Here is a 19,320-nt window from a genome sequence, read left to right as displayed (position 1 = left end):
ATGGCTTACTTTTGATGCTTTAATTGTTTCAGCTTTAGTAAGTTGTATAACGTCCAGTAAGTCTGAACAGGCATGCTCTCGAGAGTTAAGCTTGGCAGGTCATTAAACAATTCAGACATCCAACGATCGTATGGCGTTGGGAAGTCAAGTTTGCGCTTATAGACCATGTCTGCGTCAATATACTTGTTTGCTATTCTCTTTATTAACGGCTTGCATTGGTGCTTATTATCTCTCTTGAAATTCTTCAGTATGGAGACTCCAGCATTTCCGTATAACTGCTCAAAAGACAAACTTGCTGATATTCGATTTAATTCTCTCGAATAAAACGGAGTCACCACCCTAATACTATGAGATTGAGCGCTAGCTTCGATTTCAAGCATATGAAGCCTACATTCGGTGTCAAATATAAGTTTCTTAGACCAATTAAATTGACGAACCAACGATCCCTGGGGCAACTGTTCTTGCATGAAAGGGCTGTCCATTTCATTGACATTAAATACTTCAAGAATTTTATTCCGATGTTTCTCGTTATTCGGGCCCAAGCCTAAAATTCCCAAACGTGAAACACCGTATCTGAGAGAAGATAGTATTTGTCTTACCTTTTTGCCTCTTAAAAATTGAGGAATTAACTCAAAGAGGTTTTTATATTTATTGTCAACTAGCTGAGTTTTGTTGTCTTTATCACCAAACAATATATCTGCATTCAATCCGTAAAAAACATGCTTTTCATTAATTGCAGCAAATAACGCAGGGTAGATTAGCGAACTAAAATTGCGTATGGGTCTTCCTATTGACACCAATATAAGCTCGCAACCCGCTTTTATATCTTCATCGCTGATCGGGACTACTATATGTGGCACTCCCAAATGCGCTGCCATTACCTTTGCTCTATCTAATTCCTCGTTGTTAGCATTTTCTATTTCAGGACTATAGGCGATCACTTGAGAAAAAATCTTCTTAGCCATTGCCAAAAGTATAAAAGAGTCAGTGCCTCCACTAAGTAATACTGCACATGTTTCAGTTTCTCTGCGAACGCTTAACATTGCTTGTTCAATTTCTTGCTCAATCGCTTTAATTGCCCTTTCATCTGTCAGTCGAGTGCAATTTTGCGGATAAAAAAGTCGAGCTTCGGAGTTTGGACATATTCTACACTACCACCTTTCATTTCAACCGCATGACCAAATAACAGCTCTTGCCAACTGCCATTCAAATTGAAGAATCGAGATTTAGGGTCATTCAAACGGGTTAATGAAATATCTATGAGTACTTCTGAATTAAACATCTCGTCATTGCTGACTAAGCCTTCTTCTAACCAACTGGTTGCAACTGTCAGTTCATCTGATTCAAGTTTAAAAAAGACGACTTCACTGCCAAACCTATCTTGCACAATTCTAATACACGGACTTTCGTCGTTAAATTCGATGTATATAAGAGTATAGTGACCATGAGCTATTTCATTGAAATCATAGTTGGAGTTACTTAAATCAACCATCAATTGGCTAATATCGATTCCAAGAGGTAGAAAACTGTATAGTAAATAACTACCTTCAGATTCAAATAATTCAAATCCATTCTTTAATGCGATATTAACGCTTACTTTATCGAACTTAACTAACAGTTTTCTCATGGCTGTGGTGGGCTTTATTAATGCTGCGACTTATACAGTAACATGCAATATTCAATATGATAACGATATATCTCAGGATATCAGTGCTACTTTGCATAGCGTTTAACTCATTGAAAAAATACCGGTCGAAATAGTTTCACATAAAACCGTTCTATCTGGAGATCTATGGCCTAATACTCAAGTCATATACTGGCGTATCTTAACGACAGAACCTAAGCTGTCATTATGACTAGTATGGGAGTTCAATATAACAATGCAGCCAATTGTTCCTATTTTTTCTGGTGGTGGTACTCGCCTTCCCGCTCACATAGGCATATTGCAAGCATTGCACGATTTAAAAATATCCTTCGATACCATCGTAGGCGTGTCCGGTGGTTCAATCGTTGCGGCATTATTTGCTTCAGGTTATCAACTCGAGGATATATACAAACTGGCCCGGGATACTAATTTTAAACAATTTCGTGAATTCAATTTATTACGCCTTATATTTCAAGGGGGCTTGGCCTCTGGTGAACGTTTCGAAAGCTGGATGGACAAACAACTTCATGGCAAATTGTTTGGTGATTTAGACATGGATTTGAATATATTGGCGACAGATATCAATGGCGGTGGGCCCGTCGTTTTTAATCGAACGCTAACACCTGAGATTAAAGTCTCAAAGGCAATCCGTTATTCAATGTCGATACCGCTTATTTTTAGTTTTCAAATCTATAAGCAACACGTCATGGTAGATGGCGCAATACTCGCAGAGGATGCCCTATTTGAAGACTGGCGTGGTGATGGCACCCCAAGTGTTTGCTTTCGTTTAAAAAGCGAATTGCGAGAACGGCCCTTTGACAGTAAAAGCAGGCTGATGCTACCGCAGTATGTAGGATTGCTTATTCGAACATTTATGACCGCTTTATCACGAGAATATGTGCACGCTGATTATTGGCATAACACCCTGGTAATTAACACTGGAGATGCATCAGCGGTCGATTTTGATATGACGGAAGAGCAAAAAGAGCAACTGTATAACGCTGGATATAATACTGTTTTCGAATATCTTCCGACCAAACTACCTAAAGCGAAAAGAGTTTAGTCGTTTCGATCAAACTCGCTCAAATACCAATCGATTGTGCGCGAAAGCCCATCTTCTAGAGGTACCTTAGGCGCCCAAGCACATAGCTTTCTTAGCTTATCTGAGCTAATAAAGTATCTCTTATCATGTCCAAGACGATCGTTAACATGGTGTATCAATGAAGACGGATTTATATTCGTTTTACACCTATTGTTTTTAGATAGCGTTTTCAACAAAAGTCTAACTAAATCAATATTAGATATAAGCCTTTCTGACGCAATATTGTATGTATTACCTATAACTCCATTCTCAGCAAGTCGACATAAAGCATTGACGTGATCATCTACGAAAATCCAATCACGCTGCTGATTGCCATCCCCATAAATTGGGATGACTTTTCCCTCAATTGCGTTTTTGATTACCTTTGCGATAAGTTTCTCTGGGTGTTGATAAGGACCATAGTTATTAGCACTATGCGCTATTAATGAGGGCAAGCCGTAAGTCACATACCAACTGTTAACGAGTAGAGCTGCACTTGCTTTAGACGCTGAATAGGGAGAGCTGGGTTCAAATGCACGACTCTCGCTAAATGGCGTATTTGTTTCATTACTGCCATAGACCTCATCGGTCCCCACATAAAGAAACCGAAAATTTTCTTTTTTTTGCCCAACACACCCTTGCCAATATGCCTGAACCGCTTTCAACAGGTTGTATGTACCAAGAATATTGCTGTGTATAAACGTATCTGGCGCCGCAATAGAATTGTCAACATGTGATTCTGCGGCGAGATGAAATATAATGTCCGGTGCAAATGATTGAATAGCTTCAGATACTGTAACCAAATCATTTATATCGGATTTGAGAAAACGGTAACGAGGTTCATATTTGACAGCATCAAGTGCGTTCGGATGTGATGCGTAAGTTAAATTGTCAATGCAGAGCACATTATATTGAGTATTTAGTATCAAATGTCGGATTAACGCTGAGCCAATAAAGCCTGCGCCGCCAGTAACTAAAACTTTTCTAAAACCGCTCAAAATAAAGACACACTCAATTCACCTATCTCATGTCTCGATTTTATCATGTAGTTCCGATTGAAATACCTAAATTAAATAGGTAGCTTACGCGGAAATAGTATCGGAGAGAAATCATTGAAAGTAACAATTTTTGGAGTCGGCTATGTTGGGTTAGTTCAAGCCGCTGTTTTGTCCGAAGTGGGACACGATGTAATGTGCGTAGATGTTGACCAAAAAAAAGTAGATAACCTTAAGAAAGGTATCATTCCAATCTATGAGCCAGGCTTGACGCCTCTTGTCACTTCAAACTTCGAAGCAGGCCGCCTCAAGTTTACAACTGATGCTGCAGAAGGAATTGGACATGGCAATATTATCTTCATTGCGGTAGGCACTCCGCCAGATGAAGATGGCTCAGCCGACCTCAAGTACGTGTTGAGTGTCGCTAACATCATTGCCCAAAATATGATTTCCCCTAAAATTGTTGTTAACAAATCTACCGTCCCAGTTGGTACCGCAGATAAAGTGAAAGCTGAGGTGGAACGGATACTAAAGAACCGAAATGTGTCTATTAACTTTGATGTAGTCTCAAACCCCGAATTTCTCAAAGAAGGGGCAGCTGTTGGCGACTGTATGAAGCCAGATAGAATAATAATCGGGACCAATAGTCCACAAGCTGAGAAGCGCCTCAGAGAACTTTACGCGCCGTTTAATAGAAATCATGATCGCGTTATTACAATGGATATTCGCAGTGCTGAATTAACTAAATACGCTGCAAACTGCATGTTGGCTACTAAAATCAGTTTTATGAACGAAATGTCTAACCTAGCCGAAAAGTTTGGCGCAGATATTGAAAACGTGCGCAAGGGTATCGGTAGCGATCCTCGCATTGGCTTTCAATTTATCTACCCCGGATGTGGTTATGGTGGCTCTTGCTTCCCTAAAGATGTGCAGGCATTGGCAAGAAGCGCAAAAAGTGTCGGTTTTGATGCTCGATTATTAAACGCCGTAGAGGCGGTTAATTACAGTCAAAAGGAAAAATTATTCAGTTACATTAATGACTTCTTCCACGGTAATATAGCTGGTAAAACGTTCGCGGTTTGGGGGTTATCATTCAAACCTAATACCGATGATATGAGAGAGGCTTCCAGCCGTGTACTCTTGGAATCATTGTGGAATGCTGGAGCCAAAGTACAAGCATTTGATCCTGAAGCAATGGAAGAAGCTCAACGGATCTACGGTATTCGAGATGACTTAACCTTGACGGGCACTAAAGAAAGCGCCTTAACAAATGCTGATGCACTGGTCATTTGTACCGAGTGGCAGTCGTTCAGAGCACCAGATTTTGAACTTTTAAATGATAAGCTAACTGAAAAAGTTATCTTTGATGGGCGTAATCTGTATGAGCCGAGCCTTGTTGAAGAGTATGGCATAAAATATTACGGTATTGGACGAGGCCGTTCGGTAAGAAGCGAGCCAACTCTTTGAGTTTAAAGATGAAAAGGAGTCGCAAACATATTGTGCTTGTGACTCCTTTTCAAATACCTCTAATATTCAGGTAATATCAACTTAAACCTTATAAAAGTCTCTATACCATTCAACAAAGTTACTGATCCCCTCTTTGATAGTGGTTTTAGGACGGTAGCCCACATCATCTACCAAAGCTTCTACATCAGCATATGTATCGGGTACATCGCCTAGTTGTAGGGGCAGTAAGTTTTTCTCAGCGGTTTTACCCAGTGCATTTTCAAGGGTTTCGATATATTCGAGCAAGTGCACCGGAGTCTGAGCGCCTATGTTATACACACGCCAAGGCGCTTTACTTGTACCGGGATCGGGCGTTTTACCATCCCATTCAGGGTTCACTGGCGCGTTGTGATCCAGTGTGCGAATAATCCCTTCAACAATATCATCAATGTACGTAAAATCTCTGCGGTGATTACCAAAGTTAAATACATCGATCGGTTTATCTTCAAGAATCGCCTTAGTGAATAGGAACAACGCCATATCTGGGCGCCCCCAAGGACCATAAACGGTAAAGAAACGTAACCCTGTCGTCGGCAAGTTATACAAATGACTATACGTATGCGCCATCAACTCGTTGGCTTTCTTACTGGCTGCGTACAGAGATACCGGGTGATCCACATTGTCATGAACTGAAAATGGCATGCTCTCATTGGCACCATATACCGAGCTCGATGATGCATAAACTAAATGCTGCACTTTGTTGTGGCGACAACCTTCCAAAACATTCATAAACCCAACTATGTTAGCGTCAATGTACGCATGCGGGTTTTCCAGCGAGTATCTCACACCCGCTTGCGCCGCAAGATGCACAACCTTATCAAATTGTTGTTCCACAAATAGTGCCGGCATTCCCTCACGATCTTCAACTGCCATTTTAATAAAGCTAAAGTTGGCGCCGTTTTTATGCGCCTTAATTCTCTCAAGCCGCGCTTCCTTTAGCGATACATCGTAATAATCATTGAGGTTATCTACACCGACCACTTCATCGCCACGCTCAAGCAAATAAAGCGTAACATGAGATCCAATAAATCCTGCTGCACCCGTTACTAGTACTTTCATAACAATCCCTTACAGACGTATATCGACTGCATCTTTATCAAACATATATTTAAGGTCAAAGATGACTGCATTCGGTTTACACAATGCTCTAAGCTGCTCATTGTTCCACGCTTTAAATTGGTGATGCGCTACTGCCCCGATGACTGCGTCATATTTACCTGACTCAGGCTTTTCAATTAATGAAAGGCCATATTCATGTTCAACTTCTTGAGGCGTTGCCCATGGGTCATAAATATCTAAATTAACGTGGTAATTGGCTAATTCTTCTGCGATATCAACGACTTTAGTGTTGCGAATGTCAGGGCAATTTTCTTTGAATGTGATGCCAAGCAATAAAATGTTCGCACCGTTAACCATTATCTGTTTGCTCAGCATACTTTTAACTAGACGAGATACCACGTACTCGCCCATGCGGTCATTAATGCGACGCCCAGCTAAAATAACATCCGGGTGGTGCCCAAGCTCTTCCGCTTTGTGAGTTAGATAATAAGGATCAACCCCAATGCAATGCCCGCCTACAAGGCCTGGCCTAAAGGGCAAAAAATTCCACTTGCTACCCGCCGCTTCGAGCACTTCTTCAGTATCAATGCCGACGCGTGCAAATATCATCGCGAGTTCATTAATTAATGCAATATTCAGATCGCGCTGCGTGTTTTCAATCACCTTGGCAGCTTCAGCCACTTTAATAGATGACGCACGGTGGGTGCCGGCAGTAATGATTGAACGGTATAACGCGTCAACCTTATCCGCCACATCGGGCGTACTACCAGAGGTTACTTTTACAATCGTTTCAAGGCGATGTTGTTTATCACCTGGATTAATACGCTCTGGTGAATACCCAGCAAAAAAGTCTTTATTAAAGACTAGCCCCGATACTTGCTCAAGAATGGGGATACAAACTTCTTCGGTCGCACCTGGATACACTGTTGATTCATAAATCACTGTAGTATTCGGTTGCAGAACACTGCCAATCATCTGACTGGCTTTTTGCAACGGCGTCATATCAGGCTGCTTGTTTTTGTCTATCGGTGTCGGTACCGTCACGATAATATAATCACATGATTTTATATCTTGAGGGTCACAAGTAAACGTTAACTGCTGAGCTGCGGCCAGCTCTTCACTAGACACTTCCAGAGTACTGTCGTGGCCGGTATTAAGTTCGTCAACACGCGCTTGATTAACATCTAACCCAATCGTTTGATAATGACGACCAAACGAAACAGCCAAAGGCAACCCTACATAACCCAACCCAATGATCGCTATTTTATTGTTATTGTTCATAGATCCCGCTGCATACATTTATATCTCACATCCTATAAGCTCAAATGTTGGCACACTTTGTCTCATTCACAAAACGCTAATTAGTCCAAATTTATCCTTTTGATAGGATCACAACGAAATTCCATGCTTTTGAGCCAGCCTATATACCTCACCAATGGGGATCGCATAAGTGATCCCACTTGGGTCTTCAATCGCGGATTCTTTGGTTTCCTTGATAAACACTTGGTTGATCACACCGAATACTTCGCCCGTTTCAGCTAAATAAACAGGGCTACCGCTGTTGCCGGGATACGCTGTTAGATCAAGTTGATAAATCATTAGCGGATCTGTCACCTGGTGCACAAATTGTTGTGACATTTGTGAGCTATGTTGGGCTGGAATGATATTTGGCGTCATTGCCGCAACAATTCCCGCATGAGTAGCAGGAAAAAGCCCTAACACCGCTCCAATTGGGAAGCCCGTTATCGCAATAGAAGAACCATCGTCAATGATATGATCGGTAGCAGTAAGCTTTACTGGCGGAAGTACTTGTTCAATTTCTACAATCGCGATGTCATGCCTATCATGTATGTAAATTTGCTTAATCGGTAACGTGATGGTGCGCCTTCCATTTGGTACAAAAACTACACGCTGAGACTTTATGCCCTCCTCCAACTCCGTATTGATAACGTGTTCATTGGTGACCACATATTTACCATTACCCACCACAAAACCAGTGCCCTGGAGTTGATTACTTACTGTCGCCATTGGCGCATACACGCCTATGCCCACAATTGAGGGCTTTACTTCCTTAACCACTTCAACCAGGGTTTTAGCGAATGAAGGAGACATAGAAAAACATAATAGTACTACTAAATAAATTGAATAGTGCTTCATGCTCAATAAGGCCTATACTTGTTAAAGATGTACGTGAGTTACCCTGAGACATATGAGGTAACTATATAAAGTTTAATCACATTTTGCAGTTAACAGATTGCAAAGTGTCGTAAACGCTGTGCTATATTAGACCTATTCAAAAGGATTTGTCGCTCTTAGCTTGAGGTTAACTAGTGAATTCAATTAACTCGAACAGTCTGTCTTTGCGACCTTATACTATGGCAAACCCGATAAATTCGGTTTTTGACAGAGTGAAAAAGGTCATGACCGGCTACAGCAAGTTAAAAGAAGCCAAGCAAATCTCTAAACATTTTGCCGATTACCTGCGCCCAGTTGTAGCCGAATCTCAGGAAAGCAAGTCTACCGTCTATAACATACGCCATCAGGTTTACTGCGAAGAGTTAGGGTTTGAACCCGTTCGCGATAACGAACAAGAATCTGATGATTTCGACGCATTCTCTATTCACGCCATGATCCAGCACTTACAAACTGGCAATTTTGCAGGTACGGTGCGAGTCGTTCACCCAACGGATGAATCCCAGCAACTGCCGATAGAAAAGTATTGCCTGCATTCCATTACCGATGAAGAGCTAACCCCTGCACGTTTTCCTCGGCACAGTGTATGCGAAATAAGCCGTTTAGCCGTACCAGAACGTTTTAGACGCAGAAAAGCAGACCAATTTGAAGGCGCAGCAACAGGTGTCATCAATACGCAGACATATTCTGAACAAGAACTACGCTGCTTTCCCTTTATTGCCATAGGTCTTTACATGTCGGCTGCTTCAATTGTGATAGCGAAAAACATTCCGCATACATACGTCATGATGGAGCCGCGCTTGGCACGTAGTATGAGCTTCTTGGGCATTAAGTTTCACAAACTGGGCCCAACAGTGGAATACCATGGCCAACGAGCGCCATACTACATTAATCCTGCACTTTTAATGCAAAATCTCACGCCGGCATTTAAAACCATGCTGAGAGACATACAACAATCAATAGAGACACAGAAACACATGTTTAACACAGAGGAATAGCAGCGTGTTTAATTATAACGACGCCTTTTCCCGCAATATTGGTTGGGTAACTGAGCAAGAACAAGCCATCTTAAGAAATAAAAAAGTCGCGATTGCAGGTGCTGGTGGTGTTGGCAGTCTACATATGCTAACGCTTGCGCGTTTGGGCATTCAGAATATGCACATATCTGATTTCGATGAGTATGAAGTACATAATTTCAATCGCCAATTTGGGGCTTTTATGTCAACTCTTGGCCATCAAAAAATGTCAACCATGTCTGCCATGGTTAAAGACATTAATCCAGAGGCCAGTGTAAAGGAATTTGACGGTGGCGTAACGGTTGAGAATGTCGATGAATTTCTAGACGGTATAGATTTATACGTCGACAGTTTAGACTTCTTCGCTTTATCAGCACGTAAGTTAGTTTTTCAAAAATGTTATGAAAAAAATATTCCCGTGGTAACCGCTGCCCCCTTGGGCATGGGGTGTGCACTGCTGTGTTTTATGCCCGGTAAAATGACGTTTGAAGAGTACTTTCGATTTAACGACAAACAGACAGAAGAAGATCAGTTAATCCAGTTTCTTATAGGCTTGTCACCAGCCATGTTGCAACGCAAGTATTTGGTGGATGAAAGCAAAGTAAGCTTTAAACAGAAGAAAGGCCCTTCCACAGTAATGGCGGTGAATTTATGTGCAGGCATGGCTGAAACCTATGCGCTCAAAATACTGCTCGGTAGAGGGGAAGTGCTGTGCGCACCATACGGCATACACATAGACGCTTATCGAAATGTGCTTAAGAAAACGTGGCGCCCATTGGGCAATCGAGGCTTAGTGCCTCGTATAATGTTTAAAGTGGCCAAGAAAGTAGTAAACGAGAAATAACCTTCCCAAATAACTTGTCAGCATTTTTTACAAATCAGTAATCCCAAAAACAACAAAAACAAAAAAAACCTTTACAAACAACATGTTGAATTTTTGGCACGGTAGATGCTTTATCTTTTGCAAGCGTAAACTATCGACGTGTTTGACAAAGGAAACAACATGAAAAAATTTAAACTTTTAGCAGCGGCAGCAGCATTGAGCGTTAGCTCAGCATCTTTCGCAATGCCGACTCTTATTACTGAGTGGGATTTCATTAACGAAGCAGGTTGGATGAATTGGGATCCTGCCACAGACGTAACAGCGAGCGCTGCTGATTCTGACGGTGGCAACGGTTCAATCCTAACAACAGGTCCTTTATCTACTCAAATTTGTTGGGGTGACCCAGTTGTTGGAAATCAACAAAGCTGTTTAGAAGTTGACTCACCTATTACTGAAGGCACTACTCAGGTTTGGGATGAAAACGGTGTATATCAAGACGTAAATGGTGGCGCGGCCCAAGGTCGAGTTCAAACAGTTGCGGCATTTGGTGACTACACAACTGCGTTTAAAAACGGTACGGCTCTTCGTCACGACAACTTCAAATTATGGGCTAACACTAGCACCCCAATTGAGTCAGTGACATTAGTAGACGGTTTGCAACTTACTGGTTTCTACAACATGGGTGCGAACAACACAGGCGCAGTATTGGCTCCTGAACTACAATTTGCTGTAGATTTCAACGAAACTCGCAACGATGGCGGTTTCGACGGCATCTGTGAAGATGGTAATGCAGTTGGTGTTGGTGTTAACGTTAACGGTTGTGCGGACATTTTCAGTGTAATTGGCTTTGCTGGTGGTAACATCATCGGCGGTGGCGCAGACTTTATCGATTTCGCTGTAGAGTTTGTTGTTAGCGGTGTTGGCCCAGACGTACACAAGCGTTATGAACTAATCACTCGTTTGAGTGGTCTTCAAACTCTAGGTGGCGGTGCATTTGGCTTCCTTACTGAAGAAGAAAAAGTAAACGTTCTTAATGCACAGTTCGCGGTTAGAGCGGTTCCAGAGCCTTCAACGCTAGCAGTGTTTGCTTTAAGCCTAGTTGGTTTAGTTTTGGTTGGTCGTCGCAAGAAAGCGTAAGACTTACACATACAGAGAAGCCGGCTTTTATGCCGGCTTTTTTTTTGAAATTTTTTGCTTAAAACTCAAGACTCAATATGAATTTTCTAACGATAGACATTACTCATCCGACCGATTCTCATAAAAGCTGCGCGATTAATAGCAATGCTCCAAATACGTATATCGCAAATATCGAAGATTCAAGTAAAACTCTTTTGTATACACGACTACCGAGCGGACTTTCGGCAGAAGAGTTAATGATAAAAATTGAGCGCAAAGACTGGCGATTTATCGCTACTAGCGAATACAACTTTGTAGTGGCATTGATTGTTGAAAGTAAACAAGGAACGTCAGTTACTCTAATTCGAGACCGATTTGCTAGCCAGAGGGTTTTAATATCGGAAACCCCACACAAAACGCTTATAACTACCGACCCCAATCATCCAATATTAAGAAGTAAGCCTTGGGATCCCAAAGCAATTGTACGAGCGTTATCGTCTCGTATAGTCACGAATTCAGCCTTGGAAAAAGAAATACAAGTACTTCCTTTTCTTCAAGGCATATCGATATCTACATCACGCAAACTTCAGTATTTCAATACTCATGACTCTTCTTTAAGCATAGAGAAGTCCTCCAACAGCATCAGTGACGCAAGTGCTATCAAAGGTATTAAGCAGAGCTTAAAGAACACTTTTCAAGAACTCCAAACAGATGAACCGATTGCCGTATTACTGAGCGGTGGAGTCGATTCATTTATCCTTGCAGCGACCGCTGCACAGTATTTTGATAGTGTTATTGCCTATACTCCTGACTGGAGTGACGGAGAAAACCCGGAGCTTGAGAGAGCCAAGCGATTCGCTGAAACGTTGCAGATACCCCACAAGATAATTCAGATAAACGAGCAAGACTTTATCCAGGCATTTGACGAGCTCATAAATGCGATAGGCGTTCCCATCCGAAACTACAGTGCATTAGTATTGCACTCTTTGCTCAAACATATAGATGAAACGGATATTTTGTATGGTCATTACGCAGATACGTTATTTGGAAGTAGTCAAATAAAGTCAGGAATAATTGATGCCAAATTGCTGAAAGTAGCCAAGTATGTTCCTTCAAAGCTTATGCCCATCGCTATTCGCAGAACACTTGAAAAGATCAAAGCGAGTGGCCTGCGGGATCTGGTCGTTATTCCTGAAATAGCAGATGACGTAATAACTAAACAACTCTATGCAATGGGTTATGAAAATCCGCAAGTCACTCAGCACGAACACAGGGCTGATTTTTCCCGAGAGCGCGCGATTGAGTTCAATATTGCCGTCAGTTGCTCTCATCAAATCTTTGAATTAGAGACAAGTGCACTACATATGGGTAAGCGAATCGTTTCACCTTTTTATAATGCGAGTATGCTTGAAATCTCAAATAGATTAAGTGATCAGCAAATGTTTGGGCTAAGCGGCGCTAGCCTAATCAAATCATTCAAACAGGATACTTCTGATCAGGTAAAACCGTTATTAAAACAATTAGCCTGTGAATACATAGAAAAAGATGCCATTTATCAAAAGAAGCTGGGCTTTCCTATTCCACGAGATCAATGGGTGCGGGCACTGTTGAGCTCAAACACTTCGCCACTTTACTCTGATCATTTAGCCAAATTAGAATTAATGAATACCGAAACAGTTTGGAGCCTATTTAACATCAACTACCTGAACGACAAGCGTTTACCCTCTGGCAATGAGTGACTTGATCTTTCTCAACGTTTTGAGGCCAGCTCCGTGTAAAAACTTATTATCAAAAGACTTAATTCGCTGACGTCGTTCCCAGTCTTTCATGATCCGCATTATAGGGGGCAATAAATCTTCTCTACCTTTGGATTTTGCAGCTTTATAGTTGTCTACCCAGAATGGATAAATAAACTCATCCCAGATTTTTATAGTTTGCAGCTGTTCTACATTCAATTTAGGTAAACTGTTGGTTTTACCACCATAAATCTCAATGGCAGTCATGGTTCTAAGGCACTTTTCACACTTCCCGCAGTTGTAATCAGCAAACCTATTACACACTCTCAACGCTTCTAACGAGATACCAGATTCAACTATATAACGCGTTTTTTCACTTCTTTCAGCGGCGCCATCATGTGTTACTAACATCTGATCAGTACTCAGTAGTGGATCTAGAATGGGATGGCTCCCCCATAAAAACAGGTCTTTGTAACTAAAAGAGGCCGGCACAATCAAACGGTCTAGATCTAGCAACATAGCTGTGCTTATTAGGATTGCCCCGTGATTATCGACGTCGTAAGAATCCGTTTGCATATGACAAGTAAAATCTTTGGCATTAGTTTCAACTAACAGTAACTCTTTTCCGTACTGATCGGCAAAGGCCTTAATTCGTTCAACCGTGTCTAGCCAACGTTGCTCTTCATGAATGGGTATGTCTAAACCACGACAAAGTATAATATGAGTAATTTCTTTTTGGTTTCTTACGAAGGAATAAAAGCTGTCGACACCGCCACTAAAAAAGCAGCCAACCTTCTTATTTGCGCTTCTCTGAGAGAAAGAGGCCTTTGCTTTTATATCAACAACTTCAAGAGCAGGTACCCAAGTGGCAAAGAACTCCTGATAGAACTTCAAATTTGACGACAAGCTGCTAGATACGGAGACATCACTTTCAACCGATACAGCGCAATGAGCATTCATTGCTGGAATTAATCCCACAGCAATGAAGGGGTCTAGCACTAAGTATGAAGGAGTCTCAGGAAGCTTGTAATACAGGTATTCGCCGTCTAACTCCATTGAAACTATGCATGATGAGTCTGTATTATTAACGACATCAAGATTATCAAGATGCATAGGAGAGTCCTTAGCTGTTTTTTTGTGAAGAAAATGATGATACTCAAGTTTACGCTTACTTTAAATTGTATTTGAGCAATTCCTAAAACTTATCTTGAGCTAATATCCATTATGTGAAACTCTAACGGGGTGTAAAAAATGCTTGAAAAGCAATGACTATTAAATAAGGCAAATGCTTGATTAGTGTGGCTTTCGTCACATTGCAAGAAGAAGCTTTTCCAACGTACTATGTAAATATCGAAATGAGTCCAAACAATAAATCGAGTGCAACGCTAAGTGAGTTCTGGTTTCTAAAATTACCGTCACTGTGGGCTTATTTCAAAAGTGAATCCATCGCGTTTAAAGCAATTTGCTGCTACATGTTTGTTGAATATTTTAGACCGCAGTCCATTTTCCCTATAATTGATTTTCTTCCGTGGGCTCAGCTATTTCTTATCATCGCGTTGGCAGCTTCGTTTACCGATGAGACCTCTCGATTAAAGTGGTCAAAATTACACACATTCATATTGCTGTTTGCAGTAACAATTAACTTGTCAATATTGACGGCATTCGACTCTAGCTGGTCAACAGAACATTACATATTTTTTGCTCAGTGGATAATCATCTTCTTTATAATAACGTCAATAGTCACTACCAAAGAGCGGCTTTATGTCTTTTTTTTGGTTATCTTTTTATGTTCCATCAAAATCGCCTTTGGTACTGCGAGAACCTACGTATTTAGAGGGTTTTCATTCACATCATGGGGCTTAATGGGACCTTCAGGATACTTCCAGAATTCGGGGGAACTTGCCATCCTGATGCTAACACTGTTTCCTGTTGCATTTTATCTTTATCGGAACAGAGCTACCAGTTTAGCCACATGGGAAAAATGGGTCCTAATAATTGCGGTAGTTAGCCCCTTATTGACGATACTAGGTGCCAGTAGCCGAGGAGCCCAAATTGCACTAGCAGTTCAGTTCACCGTTATGTTTTGGAAGAAAATCTTCAAACCTAAAGCATTAATAATGGGGGGGATTGTTATCTCTTTGGCATGGCAAGTGTTACCTGAAGAGCAGAAGGAAAGGTTTACCTCAATAGGAAAAGATAAGACCTCCATTCAGCGAACGTTGTATTGGAAAAATGGCTGGGAAATGATGAAAGAGCACCCTGCTCTTGGAGTTGGTTATCATAATTTCATCCCATATTACACAGCACACTTCCCACAAGATATACTTTACAAAAATGCGGAATTACCGCATAACATATTGATACAAATTGGAACAGATGCTGGGTTTACTGCTTTACTATTCTATCTTTTAATTATTTCCACTATCCTATTTACGAGAACTCCAAAGCATTTAATAAGTTGTGATGATTCTGGAGTACTGTTATCTATTTGGAGAGGGAACAAAATGGCAGTTTTGGGTTTTTTCATTGCAGGGCAATTTGTAACAGTGGGATATTACCCCTTTCTATGGATATCTGCATCTTTACATGCGTGTCTTGTATTTGTGGCAAATTCATCGAAATCTGCGTCAAAAACATAAACACAATGGACTTCACTGCGTTCACTAAACGGTTTGACCTAACTTGACTACGCGAACTGAATCATTAGATGACTGACGAGCCGTTTGATTGCCACTCAACAGGCTTCACCAGTGATATAGGGATTTAGTCGAAATACCAAGCCGATCAGCTACCCCCTAGACTGAATATTCCTCGGTCTGTAAGCTGCTTGACTGCTTCAATCTTAAATTCTTCGGTATAATGCATGCCTTTACTCATAAACACCTCTGTTTGAAGAGACATTGCACATGTTCAAAAGCGTCTAGCAAAGTCTGGAATTTCAAAAATCTTACCAATATGCAATGCATTTCTGTTACTCAATTACTAAAACGGACAAGCTTGAAGTAAGCGTTGTGCCACCGTTTCTGTGGTATCATAATGCTTCATGTCTTGAGCAAAACTAATTAACTCATCTATTGGTATATTGATTGCTCCATCAAGTTTCTGCGGGGAGAATTCACCGAGTGAACCGAAATGATCTAAGAACTTTACGCCATCTCCTGTTAGCTGGGAATCAAATGAAACCCAACCGACTGGAATACTATATGCGTGTGATAAGATTATCCCATGTAATGAACTACTAACAATGCACTCGCACTGATTCATCAAATCAATGATATGGTCAATTGGATATCTGACATCTATTATCACTATTTCTTCAGCACTAAAGATCTTAGCGACTCGGTCCATATCAGTATAATGCGGAATTATGCCAAGCTTGTATTTATTCATTCGGTCAGGATTGTAGAAACTAGGTAATGTTAGTCCGGGATCACCGAATACTTCAGGACAATCGTACCCCAGACTATCGCATAGCTCTTTTGTATAAGGACCTCGGACAGCTCGAATACTATGGGGCCGCGGGAAAAGCGTTTTGCGGCTCATAATTCCCGACCCCCAAACAATAGAGTTTTCTCGCGTAAACCCCATTATGCTTCCAGCGGTCATGTAAACAGTTCCACGGTCAAAAGATGAGGGTGATTTAAACCAAGGCTCTGATTTTGTTTTCTTTATATACAAGTATGGCCCTATCCAATCGCCGAAGTTAAAAGGATAATAAACTGACCAAAACATAAATCGAGGATTCTCCTTCCGCACATGCCGTAAACCTAAATTACAAATCGAACCCAACTGTTCAAACATAACCCCAACCCTTTCGCTTCTTTCACCGTAAAATTAATGCTAATGCAGAAAGTATATTCATTTGAGCTATTTTGTAACACGAAAAGAGATCTGATTCATGGTTTCGTTTCAGTCCGATCACTTCTTTCGGTCTAATCCTGCTTCCTGTTTCTGTTTCTGTTTCTGTTTCTGTTTCTGTTTCTGTTTCTGTATTGTTCATATAAAAGTGACGTTGTGGAAAACCGAAATCTCATATTTCCGTAAATCATATGTAAGGGCAGCATCGGCTAGGAAAAGTAATTTTTAATTGTGATTCCAAATGGTCGGATAAACAGGTCCGCCGTGCAGAACTTTTGAAACAAGTCTGCAGGTGCACTTTTGCTTCTCTGTAAATGCTCCGCAATAAAGGAACCGCTAATCCACAGGTACTACCACTTCAAGTTTGAGAAATTTGTAGGTTTTTACTAAAGAGGTTTTGATTGCTTCGTCGACGCATGGAAAAAATTCTGTCTTTTTTTAGTTAGATTACTTGTTCAACTTTAGTGTTTCTCAAAACGTCCTAAATTAGGTAACATATTACCCTTGCAATTAAAGGTCATGTTCAGCTTCATATTTTTCACTCCCCCCAAAGCCGCGTATGACTCTCGCCGAAAGGAAATATGATGCTACAATACTTTAATCTATTGAAAATCAATGCGTTGCGTAAATTACTGTTTTGGCTGATTGTCATCGTTACCTTCTCCCCACTACTTGGTTGCAATGACGAACAAACTGCTATTACACCAAACTCGTCAGATTATTTTGAAATCCAACAGGAATATAGCGAGCCAGTGCTCGATTTCAAAATTGAAAACCCTATTCCTGCCAAAATGCCGATGCATGTTGTATTCCCCCGACCTGATACCGAGACTCAAACACATGCTCGACATCGCTGGGCTCACCCGCAAATGCGCTATGAAATTCCTATTGGTGTGCAAGGTGGCGCTTGGCCTTTCAAATATGAGCTGTTACAAGCCCCGATAGGAGCTCAAGTTGGTCAAACGTTAGGTGAACATAATTACGGAATAGTGACTTGGACCCCTTTAACTAACTCGCACCAAGAGTACACATTTAAAGTGAGAGTGATTGATCAATTTTTAGACACCGTTGAGTTGGTTTGGCAAGTTTCAGTAGACCCGAATCAATTTGTATTTATACAGGATGGATGGCGTGGAGAACGCATTGGAACTATATCTGAACCGTTGGCAGAATTCTCAGATTGGTATAAAGGAGACCGAAACAATAGCGATTTCCACAACAAAATAGTTGTTTTCAGAGAAGGGCACTATGATTTGCTTGGAGATGCTAACGCCAACAATAACGTTCGACTAGATGCCAAAACAAAAACCCCTTCATTGATTGGGTACCCCGATGAAAATGCAGTATTGAACGCATCACGCGCAAAAATATTCACTGATACAAATAGACTAAACGACGTTTTCGTCGGAAATTTACGTTGGATTTCATCTAGACAGGACGTTAACAATGCCCATTTTATTTGGGCAATAGGTGAAGTAAGCAGAGCTACGTGGTGGAATAATACCTTTTCAAATCATGGCCCTGGCATCAAAGGAACTGATAATCCCGCGGGCGTATTCGTTTCCAACACCTCGCACCATAAAAAATATATCTTGTATAAAAATAACGTTCATGAGAAGTTCTTTAATGGTATTCGAAATGGCTCATATGTTGATATATACTATTCAAGCTATGTACTAATCGAGCAGAATATAGCACGAGACAGCGATAATAAGTGCGGTTTTTGGGCAAAAGGAACGACGAGTTTTGTTACGATCCGAGCAAACATTGCTTCTCATAACATAAAAAATGGAGGAATTTGTATCGGTTATGGTAAGGAGTCTCCCGAAGTTCCAAACAACCATGAAGTGGCATTTAACCGAATTGTTTTCCAGAGAGGCAAACCTACCAGAACAACTTTGCTATTTGCAACTGAAAGAAGTTATGAAGGTTTAACTTTTAACTCTTTTGTGTATCGAAATAGTTTCATCAATGGTTCTGCTTTATTGCGATTCTTAGACGCTAGTACTACTGATATTCAGGCAAATGTTGTCGTCAGTGATAAGCTAGATCGCTGGCCTTATACTCCATACAAAGAAGATTCTCGTTATTACAACCTTACAGGTACAGAAATTGACGAAATTACTGATAGTTTAGGGAACTTAAAAGGCGAGAAAAGAGAGATTTTTTATGGGAAACTTGGAGCCGAGATTGTTAACGTTAAGTAAATGGAAAGAATTAAGAAATCATATTAGTCCGAGCAATATACAAACCTCAACATATTTGTAATTTATTAAAAGTGAGAGTGAATGG

The 19,320-nt window shown here is 40.9% G+C and carries 16 protein-coding genes and 1 pseudogene; 8 read left to right on the top strand and 9 right to left on the bottom strand.

The window, feature by feature from the left end; genetic code table 11:
- Positions 1-5: 5 nt before the first annotated feature.
- Together CSH93_RS10710 and CSH93_RS10705 are read right to left on the bottom strand one after the other, a co-directional pair.
- On the bottom strand, positions 6-1,055 hold the full coding sequence (locus CSH93_RS10710; protein WP_276307703.1) for an asparagine synthase-related protein: 1,050 nt from the start codon (positions 1,053-1,055) through the stop codon (positions 6-8).
- Between the two features lie 35 nt (positions 1,056-1,090).
- Positions 1,091-1,627, bottom strand: a complete 537-nt coding sequence (locus tag CSH93_RS10705) for a hypothetical protein (protein ID WP_100643227.1) — start codon at positions 1,625-1,627, stop codon at positions 1,091-1,093.
- A gap of 253 nt (positions 1,628-1,880) precedes the next feature.
- Here CSH93_RS10705 and CSH93_RS10700 point away from each other — a divergent pair, with 253 nt between their 5' ends.
- The gene (locus tag CSH93_RS10700; protein WP_100643226.1) at positions 1,881-2,708 is read left to right on the top strand and encodes a patatin-like phospholipase family protein; all 828 of its coding nucleotides are present in this window, start codon (positions 1,881-1,883) and stop codon (positions 2,706-2,708) included.
- On the opposite strand, the gene rfbB is transcribed toward CSH93_RS10700, so the two are convergent.
- On the bottom strand, positions 2,705-3,724 hold the full coding sequence (gene rfbB, locus CSH93_RS10695) for a dTDP-glucose 4,6-dehydratase (RefSeq protein ID WP_205663285.1): 1,020 nt from the start codon (positions 3,722-3,724) through the stop codon (positions 2,705-2,707). The genes CSH93_RS10700 and rfbB overlap by 4 nt on opposite strands.
- Before the next feature lie 114 nt (positions 3,725-3,838).
- On the opposite strand from rfbB, the gene CSH93_RS10690 reads away from it, so the two are divergent.
- Positions 3,839-5,188: a UDP-glucose dehydrogenase family protein gene (locus CSH93_RS10690; RefSeq protein ID WP_100643224.1), complete on the top strand. Its 1,350-nt coding sequence runs from the start codon at positions 3,839-3,841 to the stop codon at positions 5,186-5,188.
- Between the two features lie 81 nt (positions 5,189-5,269).
- Here CSH93_RS10690 and CSH93_RS10685 read toward each other — a convergent pair whose 3' ends face one another.
- From CSH93_RS10685 to CSH93_RS10675, 3 genes are all read right to left on the bottom strand, one after another.
- Positions 5,270-6,286 (bottom strand): NAD-dependent epimerase, encoded by a 1,017-nt coding sequence (locus CSH93_RS10685; RefSeq protein WP_100643223.1) that lies wholly within the window; start codon positions 6,284-6,286, stop codon positions 5,270-5,272.
- A gap of 9 nt (positions 6,287-6,295) precedes the next feature.
- Positions 6,296-7,567 (bottom strand): Vi polysaccharide biosynthesis UDP-N-acetylglucosamine C-6 dehydrogenase TviB, encoded by a 1,272-nt coding sequence (gene tviB, locus CSH93_RS10680; RefSeq protein ID WP_100643397.1) that lies wholly within the window; start codon positions 7,565-7,567, stop codon positions 6,296-6,298.
- A gap of 108 nt (positions 7,568-7,675) precedes the next feature.
- The gene (locus tag CSH93_RS10675) at positions 7,676-8,398 is read right to left on the bottom strand and encodes a S1 family peptidase (RefSeq protein ID WP_240615574.1); all 723 of its coding nucleotides are present in this window, start codon (positions 8,396-8,398) and stop codon (positions 7,676-7,678) included.
- A 263-nt stretch (positions 8,399-8,661) separates the two neighbouring features.
- Between CSH93_RS10675 and CSH93_RS10670 the strand changes: the two genes are divergently transcribed.
- From CSH93_RS10670 to CSH93_RS10655, 4 genes are all read left to right on the top strand, one after another.
- Entirely contained in the window at positions 8,662-9,477 is an 816-nt protein-coding gene (locus CSH93_RS10670) for a PEP-CTERM/exosortase system-associated acyltransferase (RefSeq protein ID WP_100643396.1), read from the top strand.
- Positions 9,478-9,481: 4 nt separating this feature from the next.
- Complete coding sequence (locus tag CSH93_RS10665) at positions 9,482-10,339, top strand: ThiF family adenylyltransferase (protein WP_100643221.1); 858 nt, start codon at positions 9,482-9,484, stop codon at positions 10,337-10,339.
- Positions 10,340-10,498: 159 nt separating this feature from the next.
- Positions 10,499-11,455 (top strand): THxN family PEP-CTERM protein, encoded by a 957-nt coding sequence (locus tag CSH93_RS10660; RefSeq protein WP_100643220.1) that lies wholly within the window; start codon positions 10,499-10,501, stop codon positions 11,453-11,455.
- Positions 11,456-11,532: 77 nt separating this feature from the next.
- A complete protein-coding gene (locus CSH93_RS10655; protein WP_100643219.1) occupies positions 11,533-13,173 on the top strand; it encodes an asparagine synthase-related protein in 1,641 nt (546 codons plus the stop codon).
- Here CSH93_RS10655 and CSH93_RS10650 read toward each other — a convergent pair.
- Entirely contained in the window at positions 13,153-14,283 is a 1,131-nt protein-coding gene (locus CSH93_RS10650) for a hypothetical protein (RefSeq protein ID WP_100643218.1), read from the bottom strand. The two genes, CSH93_RS10655 and CSH93_RS10650, sit on opposite strands and share 21 nt — an antisense overlap.
- Before the next feature lie 185 nt (positions 14,284-14,468).
- On the opposite strand from CSH93_RS10650, the gene CSH93_RS10645 reads away from it, so the two are divergent.
- Positions 14,469-15,809: an O-antigen ligase family protein gene (locus CSH93_RS10645; protein ID WP_240615583.1), complete on the top strand. Its 1,341-nt coding sequence runs from the start codon at positions 14,469-14,471 to the stop codon at positions 15,807-15,809.
- Positions 15,810-15,917: 108 nt separating this feature from the next.
- Here the strand turns inward: CSH93_RS10645 and CSH93_RS18285 are convergent.
- Both CSH93_RS18285 and CSH93_RS10640 read right to left on the bottom strand, forming a co-directional pair.
- Positions 15,918-16,047, bottom strand: a pseudogene (locus CSH93_RS18285) (transposase); the annotation flags it as partial.
- A 105-nt stretch (positions 16,048-16,152) separates the two neighbouring features.
- Positions 16,153-16,971 carry a polysaccharide pyruvyl transferase family protein gene (locus CSH93_RS10640; RefSeq protein WP_100643216.1) on the bottom strand — a complete coding sequence of 273 codons (819 nt, stop codon included), beginning with the start codon at positions 16,969-16,971 and terminating at the stop codon, positions 16,153-16,155.
- Positions 16,972-17,609: 638 nt separating this feature from the next.
- On the opposite strand from CSH93_RS10640, the gene CSH93_RS10635 reads away from it, so the two are divergent.
- The gene (locus CSH93_RS10635; protein WP_124748966.1) at positions 17,610-19,235 is read left to right on the top strand and encodes a right-handed parallel beta-helix repeat-containing protein; all 1,626 of its coding nucleotides are present in this window, start codon (positions 17,610-17,612) and stop codon (positions 19,233-19,235) included.
- Positions 19,236-19,320: the final 85 nt, after the last annotated feature.

This window comes from Neoalteromonas facilis, from assembly GCF_002807665.1.
GTDB lineage: Bacteria > Pseudomonadota > Gammaproteobacteria > Enterobacterales > Alteromonadaceae > Alteromonas_E > Alteromonas_E facilis.
The sequence above is the reverse complement of the archived record's forward strand: the minus strand, read 5'-3'. Positions and strand labels throughout refer to the sequence as shown.